At 42.5% G+C, this 12,595-nt stretch carries 8 protein-coding genes and 1 other RNA gene; 4 read left to right on the top strand and 5 right to left on the bottom strand.

Annotated features, from left to right (window positions below; genetic code table 11):
* Window positions 1–57 precede the first annotated feature (57 nt).
* From yacG to rapA, 5 genes are all read right to left on the bottom strand, one after another.
* Complete coding sequence (gene yacG, locus HUZ36_RS03375; RefSeq protein ID WP_125251631.1) at window positions 58–300, bottom strand: DNA gyrase inhibitor YacG; 243 nt, start codon at window positions 298–300, stop codon at window positions 58–60.
* Between the two features lie 167 nt (window positions 301–467).
* On the bottom strand, window positions 468–1,826 hold the full coding sequence (locus HUZ36_RS03370; protein WP_176031989.1) for an L-cystine transporter: 1,359 nt from the start codon (window positions 1,824–1,826) through the stop codon (window positions 468–470).
* Between the two features lie 298 nt (window positions 1,827–2,124).
* Window positions 2,125–2,307: non-coding RNA, 6S RNA (gene ssrS / locus HUZ36_RS03365), on the bottom strand.
* A gap of 174 nt (window positions 2,308–2,481) precedes the next feature.
* Complete coding sequence (rluA, locus tag HUZ36_RS03360; protein ID WP_176031988.1) at window positions 2,482–3,135, bottom strand: bifunctional tRNA pseudouridine(32) synthase/23S rRNA pseudouridine(746) synthase RluA; 654 nt, start codon at window positions 3,133–3,135, stop codon at window positions 2,482–2,484.
* Between the two features lie 101 nt (window positions 3,136–3,236).
* Window positions 3,237–6,134 (bottom strand): RNA polymerase-associated protein RapA, encoded by a 2,898-nt coding sequence (gene rapA, locus HUZ36_RS03355; RefSeq protein ID WP_125251633.1) that lies wholly within the window; start codon window positions 6,132–6,134, stop codon window positions 3,237–3,239.
* On the opposite strand from rapA, the gene HUZ36_RS03350 reads away from it, so the two are divergent.
* The 4 genes from HUZ36_RS03350 (at window position 6,133) to HUZ36_RS03335 (ending at window position 12,506) form a co-directional block, all read left to right on the top strand.
* Window positions 6,133–6,273, top strand: coding sequence for a hypothetical protein (locus HUZ36_RS03350; protein ID WP_176031914.1), 141 nt, complete (start codon window positions 6,133–6,135; stop codon window positions 6,271–6,273). The genes rapA and HUZ36_RS03350 overlap by 2 nt on opposite strands.
* Window positions 6,274–6,428: 155 nt before the next feature.
* Complete coding sequence (locus HUZ36_RS03345; protein WP_125251634.1) at window positions 6,429–7,829, top strand: PhoH family protein; 1,401 nt, start codon at window positions 6,429–6,431, stop codon at window positions 7,827–7,829.
* Between the two features lie 69 nt (window positions 7,830–7,898).
* Window positions 7,899–11,594, top strand: a complete 3,696-nt coding sequence (locus HUZ36_RS03340) for a hybrid sensor histidine kinase/response regulator (RefSeq protein WP_176031987.1) — start codon at window positions 7,899–7,901, stop codon at window positions 11,592–11,594.
* Window positions 11,595–11,603: 9 nt separating this feature from the next.
* Complete coding sequence (locus HUZ36_RS03335) at window positions 11,604–12,506, top strand: GGDEF domain-containing response regulator (RefSeq protein ID WP_176031986.1); 903 nt, start codon at window positions 11,604–11,606, stop codon at window positions 12,504–12,506.
* The last annotated feature ends 89 nt before the right edge of the window (window positions 12,507–12,595 follow it).

Genomic DNA, 12,595 nt, shown 5'->3' with positions numbered 1-12,595 from the left:
TGTACAAGCGGTATTTTTTGGAAATAAAAAGTAATGAAAGGCCGATAACGGCCTCTACTACTCTTTGAAAAAACTGTCTTCATTTTTTGCTAAAGCAGCTTCGATGTCTTCAATTAAGCTTTGTGTATCTTGCTGAGTAAGTTCGCCGGTTTTCATCGGGGAAGAAATCTTGTTAGATTCATCTGACCAGTCACCCAAATCAATAAGCTGACAGCGCTTAGAGCAAAATGGGCGAAATTGACTCTTATCAGCCCACTCAACATCTTTTTGGCAGGTTGGGCATTTTACTATCGTCGGCATAACGTGTTACAACTCATAACTTCATTTTCTGATGCTGTAAGTCTAATGGTATTTAGAGGGTTTGTGAACTAAGTGCCTTAGTACTTTGTTTTACCGACTAAAAACTCTGGGTTTAAGAGAGCCTAGTTCAGAAGTAGTGATACAACACTACCTCTGAACAGATTTAATTAGGCCGCTTCATCCATATTTTTTTGTTTCAATAGTCTGCTTGTTACAGTACCTGCAGTCATTGAGCCTGATACATTGAGTGCCGTTCTTGCCATATCAATTAATGGCTCAATTGAAATTAGCAGTGCAGCAATTGTCACGGGAAGTCCCATAGCAGGTAACACAACTAGAGCTGCGAAGGTGGCGCCACCGCCAACTCCTGCAATGCCAAATGAGCTAATTGCGACCATTGCGACTAAGGATACGATGAAGTCGATAGCAAAAGGGTCAACGCCAACCGTTGGCGCAACCATGACCGCCAACATCGCTGGATAGATACCAGCACAACCATTTTGTCCGATTGTCGCACCAAATGAAGCGGATAAATTTGCGATGGCGGGAGGTACATTGAGCTTGTGGATCTGCGCTTCAACATTAAGTGGAATGGTTGCCGCAGAGCTACGAGAGGTGAAGGCAAACGTTAAAACAGGCCAAATCTTTTGGAAAAACTGTTTTGGATTCTCTCCAACCAAAGTAACTAACAAGCCATGGACAACAAACATCAGTAAAATTGCCACATAAGACGCGATGATAAAGCCTAATAGACTAACTATATCGGCCATACTTGATGTTGCTATTACTTTTGCCATCAAGCCTGCAACACCATAAGGTGTAAGGGCGATGATCATACGTACAAGACGAAGTACAACGGCTTGTGCGCCCTCAACCGCATTCTTTATTGGGCTGCTTAAGTTTGACTCTTCCATGATGGCTCTACGGGCGGCAATACCAGTTAATACGCCAAAAATTACCACAGCGATAATAGAGGTAGAACGTTCGCCTGTTAAGTCTGCAAATGGATTAGTTGGTACAAAGCTGAGCAACATTTGTGGGATGGTTAAATCAGCGACTGTTGTTGCTCTTTGTTCAAGTACAGCAATTCGTGCAGTTTCGCGCGCGCCTTCCACCAAGCCCGCTGCACTTAGCCCAAATGCTTGAGTGATAAAAATACCAATCAGGGCAGCAATCGCCGTGGTAAATACTAATATAGCGATAGTGACAAAAGAAATCTTACCGAGAGAGCCTTGATTGTCGAGCTTGACCACTGCTGCAATCATAGACACTAATACCAGAGGCATGATCACCATTTTAAGCAAGTTTACATAGCCACTGCCAACAATAGCGACCCAATCTAATACTGTTTGTTTTGTCGAGAGATCATTAGCGAAAACAAATTGTAGTGCGAGCCCAAATACACTACCGACAACTAAGCCGAGTAATACAGTGCGAGAGAGCGTTTCAGCGCGCTGTTGAAAGCGATAAAGACCGAAAAGTATGGCAACAAACACCACCAATGCGGCGATAACAGCAAAAGACATCATGATACCTTTCGAAACATTAAAAAATAACGCGAAACTATAGCGGTTTTAGTGATTTTGCTAAAATATTCTTTCACTATGGAATAGAACAAAAGGTTATCAAAACAGGTAAAAGTTTTCTAGGAGATACTAATTGTAGATCCTTACTTAACCGAAGCTCAGATTACTTAACCCAAGTTCAGGATACTTACATTCACAGAGCTTTAAATGTTGAACTTGATAAAAGTTAGTGAGGTTGAAGAGATGTTTGTTGTTGCAAATGTATAGATAAAAAGCAATTGAATAAAGAAAGAGGAGATTGTTCCCCGGCTTCGTGGATGCCAATGTCAGCCCTTGAACCCTGAGGTTCAAGGCGGAGAGCAACAGCCTACCGTAGGCTTCTCGGTACATGCCGAGCATGCTCAATAGTAGACAAACTGCTATCCTAAACGAAATTTATCGGCTCAGGGACTTAATCAGCTGTCCGACGAGCTAGGGAACAACTACAGTATATAAAACATCTGCCGATCACGAAACCATAGTATTGCAATTTTTGTGTCAACCGCATGGTTTTTCCCCAGTTTGCTTAGTGACTGACCAAGCGTTAATCTGGGCGTTAACTTCGGCTCAATATTTACTCCATTATTATTAGTTTATTCCTTATCTACATCTTAAGTTAAAAAGGTGTGGGGGCAGTAAAGGTCATCATCTCATTGGTTGTGGGATGTGAAATTTGCAACATCTGTGCATGTAATTGCAGCCGCTTCGCTGCTGCTAATGCTTCATCTTTGGCATATAGTCGATCGCCAAGAATGACATGTCCAAGTGAAAGCATATGGACTCTGAGTTGATGAGAGCGCCCAGTGATGGGAGTCAATTTAACTCGGGTGGCCTGCGCTTCATATTCGATGACTTCAAAATGCGTTAATGAAGGCTTTCCTGTTTCATGGCAAACCATTTGTTTTGGGCGATTTGGCCAATCACACACAAGTGGTAAATCAACAGAGCCCGTTTGTTGCTGTAATTTGCCATGAACTCGAGCGATGTAGTATTTGTGGGTTAAGCGGTCTTGAAATTGGATGCTCAGGTGTCGATGCGCTGCTTTGTGCATGGCAAGGCATAATACGCCCGATGTTGCCATATCAAGGCGGTGTACAATTCTTGCTGTGGGGTAAACAAAATTTACTCTGGCGATAGCGCTGTCCCAGTGTTTTGGATCTTTGCCTGGTACAGTAAGTAAACCACTGGGCTTATTGATCACTAACATATCTTCATCTTGGTACAAAATGTCAAGATAGGGAGAAAGGGGGGGAGCGTAATTTAATAACACCAGCTGCCTCTGTACGAACAAGAACCAAGCCGGGTATTATATATGAGTTGCTTATTAAGCGGTAGCATGAAGAGAGCCGCAGCTCTCTTCATGCTAGGGAGTTACTGGTTCGCAACCACAATCAAACGAATAGCGTCTAACTTGAGCTGTGCTTTTTCAATGTGTGTGCTCAGCTCCGCTCTTTGTTTATCAAAAACCTTTATCTCTTCATCGCGAATATTAGGATTGATGGCTTTTAGTGCTTGCAGACGACCTTGCTCATCACCGAGTTGCTTTTGCATTTTATCCATCGCACTGGCTTGAATACTTTCAAGCTGAGTTTGGGCGATATCACTTGCTTGTGTGATAAGTGGATGGATTGCGCTTTGTAGTGCATTTACAAGTTTACTACCTGTTTGTCTGCCAACGGCAGAAAGTTGCTGATTGAAAGCATCAAATGCAACATTTTGTGCTAAGTCGTTCCCGCCTTTGTCCATTAGCACGCGAATTGGCGTGGGAGGTAAAAAGCGACCTAATTGCAGTGACTTAGGTGCCGAAGACTCAGCCACAAAGATCAATTCAACAAAGAAAGTGCCTACAGGTAACTTGTTGTTTTTCAACAGCGCAACGGATGCACAGCCAAAGTCGTCGTTGCAAATCATATCCATGACGCCACTGACCATAGGGTGATCCCAGCTAATAAAATGCGCATCTTCTTGCGATAATGCTGTGTCGCGATCAAAGGTTACCGTGATCCCGTCGTCTTTTAAGCATGGAAACGATGGGTTTAGCATGTGCTCAGTAGGCTTCAGGATAATGGTATTCTCGCCTTTGTCCTCTTGATTAACACCAAAAGTATCAAACACATTAATCATGAATGCAGGCAAGATTACGTCGTTATCAAGCGCTTCGATTTCAGCAACGATGTTATCTGTCTTACCTTGACCACTAGAGTGAAGCTCAAGTAGACGGTCTCGGCCTTGCTCCATCTTTGTGCGCAGCTGAGCATTTTCTTTTGCGGCTTGCTCTAATAATGGATCTAGCTCGTCTTCGTCACAATTATGTTCAGCAATTAGCGCCAGCAAATCATCAGAGAAAGATTTATACAGCATTTGTCCTGTTGTGCTGGTGGTTTCAAACGCATCTAAGCCTTCGTGATACCAACGTAGTAATACTTCTTGTGCGGTGTTTTCAAAGTAAGGCACATGAATATTGATATCATGTTTTTGACCAATACGGTCAAGGCGACCAATACGTTGCTCAAGCAAGTCAGGGTTAAGCGGCAGATCAAATAGCACTAAGTGATGTGAGAACTGGAAGTTTCGACCTTCAGAGCCAATTTCTGAACAGAGCAATACTTGCGCACTATCGTATTCATCGGCAAAAAATGCCGCCGCACGGTCACGCTCGATAATCGACATGCCTTCGTGGAATACTGCCGCTTTAATGGCTTCACGTTCACGTAACACCTGCTCAAGGCTAATCGCGGTTTCTGCTTTGGCACAAATAAGGAGTACTTTTTCATGCTTTAGCTCTTTTAATTTAGCAATTAACCACTCAACGCGGGGGTCGAACTGTGCCCAGCCGCTTCCTTCACCTTCAAATTCTTGGAAGATTTTTTCAGGGAATAATGCACGCATCGCGTTAAATTCAGGGCTTTGAATGCCGCCAATGTTACCCATTACCGACATGGCTGTTTTGTATTGCTTGGGTAAAGGTACTGGGTATTGATGTAATAAACGACTTGGGTAGCCATCAATGCCACTACGGCTATTTCTAAATAGAATACGGCCAGTACCATGGCGGTCTAATAGCATAGACAAGATTTCAGCTTTGGCGTCGCTATCGCCATTTTGTGCCTTTGCTAGCAGCTCTGAAATATCGGTTTCTTTTAGCAATGTACAAAGTGTTTGCTCTTCTTTTGCATCTAGCTTTTTATCTTGCAGTAAGTTGTTCGCGGCTTCTGCAACTTCTTTATAATGGCTTTCCTCTTCTACAAACACGTCGTAATCATAGAAACGGTCAGGGTCTAGCAGCTGCAAACGCGCAAAGTGACTGCGGTGGCCAAGCTGATCTGGTGTTGCAGTTAGCAAGATCAATCCAGGAATGTCTTGAGCAAGTTCTGCAATACGTTGATACTCAGTGCTTGGCTTTTCCTTAGTGACTGTCAGGTGGTGCGCTTCATCGACAATCAGTAGATCCCAATCGGCGAGTGTAGCTTGCTCAAACCAGCGGCGCTTTTTGGTAATAAATTCTAGACTAACCAGTACCAGTTGTTCTGTTTCGAATACATTCGGTGCATCTGCATACGCTTCACTACAACGCTCTTCGTCAAAAATAGAAAAGTGCAGGTTAAAGCGGCGTAGCATCTCGACTAACCATTGATGTTGCAAGTTTTCAGGAACTACAATCAACACACGGTTGGCACGGCCAGATAAGATTTGCTGGTGTAAAATCATACCTGCTTCAATGGTTTTACCTAGGCCTACTTCATCAGACAGAAGTACGCGAGGTGCAAAACGCTTACCGACTTCATCGGCAATGTAAAGCTGGTGCGGAATAAGGCTTGCACGCTGACCTATCAACCCTTTGAGATGAGACTGTTCTTTATCAAACTGATGCTGCCAAGTTTGATAACGTAGCGTATAACGGTCAAAACGATCGATCTGGCCTGCGAATAGACGGTCTTGAGGTTTATTGAATTTAAGGAAGTGATCAAGAAAGGTCTCTTTAAATGAAGTCTCTTCTTCATTGTCAACTCGAGTACCATGATAGCAAAATAGTCCATTTTGCTCTTCCACGCTGTCAACACGCAGTTCCCACTCTTCAACATGGCGGATCACATCGCCTGGGTTGAATACCACTCGAGTTACAGGTGCTTCCTGTACTGAGTAAACACGGTTTTCTCCGCTAGCAGGAAATAAAATAGTCACTTGACGCCCCTCAAGTGCCACTATCGTGCCCAATCCTAAATCTGATTCCGTATCGCTGATCCAGCGCTGACCTAAGGAAAAATTCATGGTTATCTCGTCTATGCAGAAAAAAGGCGGCTATGTTACCTATTCACGCCCATTTGTTCAATATGAAAGTCTGTACACTGCTTTACAAATCAAGCTTGACAAGGAGCTGGACGAAATTGGCATGCTATTAGCCAACTAGTTGTTTTTTAACAAAACGCAAGTTGTATTTTCTTTTGTCATAAAAGCGACTTTTATGACAAATAGACTAAACTTGACCTATACCCAAAGCATAATTTGTCACACTCACCGTGTATTGGGTATAGCATAATAATCTGTAAACAACAGGAATGCGCTATGGTAAAACAAGATAAAGACCATAAAGTATACGTACTAGACACCAACGTACTTCTCCACGAACCACTCGCTTACCTTTCTTTCCAAGAGCATGACGTTGTCGTTCCCATGACAGTTTTAGAAGAACTTGACCACATCAAAGATAGAAAGAGTGATGTAAGTAGAGATGCGAGAGTTGCAATTCGCGGATTAGATGATGTACTGCGCGATGCAACGCCAGAGCAAATGCTAGAGGGGGTAGCGCTACCAACATTAAAACTTGAAAACCACAGAACGCCAAGTTCTGGAAAGTTGATAATTGTTAATGATCATTTATTTCCTGACTCTATATCAGGGTTACCTGGTAATGAAAATGACCATAGGATCATCAACTGTGCGGTACATTTACAAACGCAATATAGTGACAAAAAAGTCTTATTGGTTACCAAAGACATTAACATGCGGCTAAAAGCGAAGGGGGCTGGGCTTAAATATGTAGAAGACTATCGCACTGATCAGCTGATAGATGATATTGCATTACTTACCAGTGGGTTTAAAAAGGTTGATGGCGATTTTTGGCAAGATGTTGGGGAGTGTCAAACGCAGCAAAATGGCCGTTATACTATCCATGAGGTACCAAAATCATTGGTGCCTGATGTGTTTTGCAACGAGTATCTTATTGATGATACAAATCATTTTGCAGCGCGAGTGGTGGGGTATGATGATGAGCACATCAGATTAAAAGACCTTGGTGTTGAGCGCCTTATGCACCGTCAAGCATGGGGGGTAAAACCAAAGAATATAAACCAAGGTATGGCATTGGATGCGTTACTTGATACTGATATTGAACTGGTGATACTAACAGGGCCTGCGGGTTGCGGTAAGACATTACTAGCGCTTGCGAGCGCACTAGAGATGATTATTGAAAAAGGTATTTACGACAAAGTCATTGTGACGCGTAACACACCTGAAATCGCAGAGAGCATCGGATTTTTACCCGGCACCGAGGAAGAAAAAATGGCGCCTTGGCTTGCAGCCATCACCGATACTTTAGAGGTGCTTCATAAACATGATGAGAGCCCTGTCACGAGCCGAAACTACATCATGGAGAAAGCAAATATCCAATTTAAGTCGGTGAACTTTATGCGTGGCCGCAGTATTCAAAATGCGGTTGTTATTTTGGATGAGAGCCAAAACTTAACCGCCTCGCAATTAAAAACCATTATTACTCGCTGTGGCGAGGGCACTAAGCTTATTTGTACCGGCAACTTGGCACAGATAGACAGTAATTATCTAACCCCAGTTACATCTGGATTGACTTATATTGTGGAGCGATTTAAAGACTTTGAAGGCAGTGCTACCATCAATTTAAATGGCGTTGTAAGGAGTCGCTTAGCCAGTTTTGCGGAAGAAAATTTATAACTTGCCTTGAATCGGCTGGCTCGTTACTCTTTTGAATACGTATGTGTGCAAACGGGAATGAGCCAGTAAATGGATGCAACTAAAGAATTTTTACCACTAAGAAGCTATCGAAAGGGAATTTTAGTTGCAGTGGTTATTCCTATCTTGTTGGTACTCATTTTAGCTTACCACCTGTATCAAATTAAACTCGAACGCCAATATAAAGTGCGTTTTGGTCAGTATGAATACGTTTCTCAACAGCTCAAACAAGAGTTTTATGCTGCACATGTTGTGTTAGACAGTATTGCAGTTAATCTCGCGCAGCCAATCTCTTTTCAGAAACCACCAGAATGGTTGGAAGACATAGAACAGCACCCTGAGCATTATTATCATGCACTGCCAAATAGCGGCGGCGAAATTGTTGGCAGAGGGCAGGTAAACGAGGCCTTATTTGCAACTAAGCGTTGGCAGACCGTGTTGTCACTTAATACCGCTTTTGATGCAGCTTTGGCACTGCAAGGTGGGCTATATGCAGTTGCTTATATCGAAGATGATGGCTTTGCCTTTATTAAACGTAGGGAGGCCACGAGCAGCCACTTTATTACTCAGCTAGTGCGCGGTAAATTTCAGCCCGACTTTAGCCTTGGTAATATTGTCGTTGGCTCTCCAGTTAAATTTTTTGATAGGCAAATGTTCGCTCTTGGTAAAAAGCTCTCGACAGTCGACAATACCCATATTTTAATGATTTACGATAGTCATATTATTGATCGTTGGCTGCAAAACATAGGCTCTTTGGATGGAACCATGGAGTTTAAAAACCAAAGTAATGAAATCATTGCGGGGGAGCGTTTTGACTATGAGCATGCCGGGCTTGCAAAGTCTGCTGCGCCTTGGCAGTACGGATTACACTTTATTGCAGAGCCAGCTAAAGAACCTATTAGCTTAAATTATCATGAAAGCTATGCACAATTTGCCGCGCCCCTGCAACGAGAAATATTGCTAGAGCTTGCGCTATTGCTCTTTTTTATATTATTTACGTTTACCACCATTGTGTGGCTTAGTCGGCAGATTTTTGTGCGGCCATTAACGCACTTTGTCAACTATCTCTCGTTACAGGAACACTCACCTGAAACGACGTTAAATTATCCTATTCCCTCAGAATGGCAACCATGGTTTGCTCAAATCAAACAAGTCGTAGAGCAAAAATCGCGCTTAATGCATACGCTAAAGCAGCATAACCAAGAGCTTGATGACGAAATAAAGCGTAAGCAGCAAGCACTAAAGCAGAGTTTTGAAGCTAAGGAGCGCCAAGCTGCATTATTAAATGCCGTATTAGACTCGGTACCAGACATCATTTACTTCAAAAATATTGATGGCTCTTTCATTGGCTGTAACCGAGCGTTTGAGGAGTTTATGGGGGTGGATAAGTCTTTATTGGTGGCGAAAACTCAACGAGAAGTTACCTCAGGCCTCACTATTTTACTTGAGCAAGAGGCATTAATGGAACACTCACAAGAACAAGTGTCTACCAACTTTGTATTGGGTAAAAATACCTACTTTTTAACTATCACACCACTTAAATCAGACACTGGAAAGTTGATTGGGTGCTTGGGCGTTGCACGTGATATTACAGCAGCTCAAGAAGCTTACAACGCTTTAAGAGATTCTGAAGAAAACTTTAGAGCGGCAACTGAGTTTGCCCCCAATGGGGTTATTTTATCAGCAATAGATGGCAAAATACTGGAAATGAACAAAGCTGCAAAGCGCTTTTTATCCTTAGATAAAAACACCGGAGAAAAGCAGCTGGAGCGGTTGTTTGATGAACAAAACTGGCAGTCGCTTCAAAGTGTGTTAGCTGGGTTATTAAAGCAGCAAAAAAAAGTAGTAGAACACACGGTTTCGCAGGCAGGTAAGCACAGGTGGCTTCAACTTAGCATCTCTTTGGTTTGGGATAAGGACAAACGCCCAAAATACTATGTTATTCATATTCAAAATATTACAGGCCTGCTGCTTGCGAAGCAGGACGCTGAACGTGCAACACTTGCTAAAAGCCGCTTTATCGCAAATATTAGCCATGAAATTAGAACGCCAATCAATGCTATTTTAGGTCTTGCGGACATGATAAATAGTGAGTCGCTAACACGACTGCAAAGTAAAAAATTGCAACAGCTTTCTGGTGCTGCAAACGAACTATTGGCAATGCTCAATAGCATTTTGGAATTTGCAAAAGTAGAGAGTCACCAAGGCACTATCCAGTACGAGACCTTTCAAGCTTGTCAGGCATTTACGGCCATAGAGTCGTTGATAAAGCCTTTGTGTGTGCAAAAAGGCTTATCATTTGAGTTGCAAATTGACGCCTTAGTTTGGCCCTATCTGTATAGCGATGAAGACAAGATCAAACAAATACTAGTTAACTTATTAAGTAATGCAGTTAAGTACACCAATCAAGGCCAAATTGGCTTAAAAGTTGATGTCACAGCGGATACAACGGCTAAGCAAACAATAAAGTTTGCAGTGTGGGATACTGGTGTTGGGATTAAAGCACAACAAGTGGAACATCTCTTTGACGCCTTTACTCAAGGGGACGAGAGCTTTACTCGACGACATGAAGGGATTGGTCTTGGACTTGCGATCGTAAAACAAGAAGTGGCATTACTGGGAGGAAATATTACCGTTGACTCGACGCCCAACCAAGGTAGTTGCTTCTTTTTTGAATTGGTTGTGGATAAAGGAGCTTGCCCCATTGTCGAGAGCCATAAGGCCGTTTACTGTCTTGTTGACACACAGGAGCAATTGCCGAGCTACCTCGCGGGACTGGCAACCCCTATATTGTTAGATCAAGTATCGCAAAGTGCTGAAGATTTGGAGCAGTCCATCGTGGTTGTGCCTCCACACTGTGCCAATTTACCTGCAGGTGTTTTAGCGAGTACTAAGGCCGTTATATTACATTGTGACGAGCAACTAACAGAGCAAAATAACCATATCGCCCTGAATCAACATGTGTTCTATCAATCTGCATATACTTGGCTTGCGGAGTTTGCTCACATGACGCAAACCGTGGATAGTGGTTGTGTGCAAGTAGCAGGCGCGCTGTGTTTGGTGGTAGATGATAACAGTCTGAATCTGGATATTACTGAAAATATGTTGAAAAAGAATGGCATATCGACAGTTGCACTTCAAAGTGCTGAGAGAATTCAGGAAATAGTACAAACCTTAAGTCCTGATGTCATTTTGATGGATATTCATATGCCCAAGGTTGATGGTTATCAAGCCACTCAACAAATAAGAAAGATATGCTCAGCAGCTGAGCTTCCGATTATCGCGTTGACTGCAAATGCAAGTAAAGAAGAGCGTGCGAAGGCTGCTAAAGTCGGTATGAATGACTATTTGGTAAAACCCATTAGTAGCGCTCAAGCTTGTAAAACGCTTGCAAGTAATATTGTTAAGTCAGAGTTTACTACAGAGGCATTTTTTGATTATGAGTTTGCCTTGTCACAGATGATGCAAAATGAAACGTTTTTGCAAACAATGTTAGATAAATTTGCTAAACTTTGTCATGATTACCTAGAACAGGTCAGCCAACTTGAACAGGGGGCAGCTTTATTTGAACTTGCACATGGCATCAAAGGGGCGGCTGCGGGATTAGGGTTTAAGCGGCTTGCTAAAGTGGCCAAAGACCTTGAAACGCAAAGTAAAAAAATTACAACTATAACAAATCGCACAGACTTGGATAAACTTACCACCGCACTATCTCAAGTCATATGCTTTATTGAGCAAAGAAGGTAGTACTAAGGGATGCAGCAAGCTGAGCATATTTTTATAATTGATGACGACCCGATAAACAAAATGGTATTAACCAACATCCTGAGTGAGGATCACACACTTTTTCACTGTGAAGATCCTGCGTTTTGCATCGATGAGGTAAAAGCGAATCGTACCGATCTGATTATTTTAGATGTTGCTATGGGCAATGGATCTGGTTTTACCATTTTGGAGAAGCTAAAAAAAGACGCGAGCACTTATGGGATCCCGGTGATAGTCATATCGGGTAGCGTGAGTTTTAAAGACGAAGCGAGGGGACTCGAATTAGGCGCCGTAGACTATATTACAAAGCCTTTTAACCCTCTGATAGTAAAAACAAGACTCAAAAATCATCTGGCAATTAAGAAAAAGAATGACTTACTAGAAAAGCTGGTTTCATTGGATGGATTGACAGAATTACCAAATCGTAGACGTTTAGATGAACAAATGCGAGCGTTATTAACCGGAAGTGAGGCTGCACAGGGCTGTTTTTCTATCATGTTGGTTGAACTCGATTTCTTTAAAACGTTTAACGAGCATTATGGTTATATGCATGGTGATACTTGTTTGTTTAAGGTGGCTAAAGCGCTAGAAGAAACGGCCGCACGCTACAGCGTATTTATAGGTCGCTTCGATGGTACTCGCTTTGCATTAGTATCGGCGCAGCATGATATTGATACTGTAACATCAATTGCACAGTCACTTCATGATGCAGTTAATGCGTTAAAAATACCACATATCGCTTCTCCCATTTGTGCACATGTTAGTGTCAGTATCGGGGCTGTCCATATTGAGCAACATAAAACCCTAGAGCTCAACGAATTGATAAAAAATGCTGATAGCGCGCTGGCAGAAGCGCAAAAGCAACAGAGTACAATATTTATCAAACAGATATAATACGTTTTTTATAAAAGCTATAGCTCAGCATGGTTTCGAGCTTAGATAAAGAATGGGCACGCAATAGGTTGTGTAGTTGCTTTGTAGCT

This window comes from Pseudoalteromonas sp. McH1-7 (assembly GCF_013366255.1).
GTDB lineage: Bacteria > Pseudomonadota > Gammaproteobacteria > Enterobacterales > Alteromonadaceae > Pseudoalteromonas > Pseudoalteromonas peptidolytica.
Note: the sequence above shows the minus strand (reverse complement) of the source record. Positions and strands in the feature narration are given on the sequence as shown.

Coding starts and splice junctions, on each gene's coding strand:
- yacG (WP_125251631.1), bottom strand. CDS start 300: ATGCCGACGATAGTAAAATGCCCAACCTGCCAAAAAGATGTTGAGTGG.
- HUZ36_RS03370 (WP_176031989.1), bottom strand. CDS start 1,826: ATGTCTTTTGCTGTTATCGCCGCATTGGTGGTGTTTGTTGCCATACTT.
- HUZ36_RS03350 (WP_176031914.1), top strand. CDS start 6,133: ATGGTTATCTCGTCTATGCAGAAAAAAGGCGGCTATGTTACCTATTCA.
- rapA (WP_125251633.1), bottom strand. CDS start 6,134: ATGAATTTTTCCTTAGGTCAGCGCTGGATCAGCGATACGGAATCAGAT.
- HUZ36_RS03345 (WP_125251634.1), top strand. CDS start 6,429: ATGGTAAAACAAGATAAAGACCATAAAGTATACGTACTAGACACCAAC.
- HUZ36_RS03340 (WP_176031987.1), top strand. CDS start 7,899: ATGGATGCAACTAAAGAATTTTTACCACTAAGAAGCTATCGAAAGGGA.
- HUZ36_RS03335 (WP_176031986.1), top strand. CDS start 11,604: ATGCAGCAAGCTGAGCATATTTTTATAATTGATGACGACCCGATAAAC.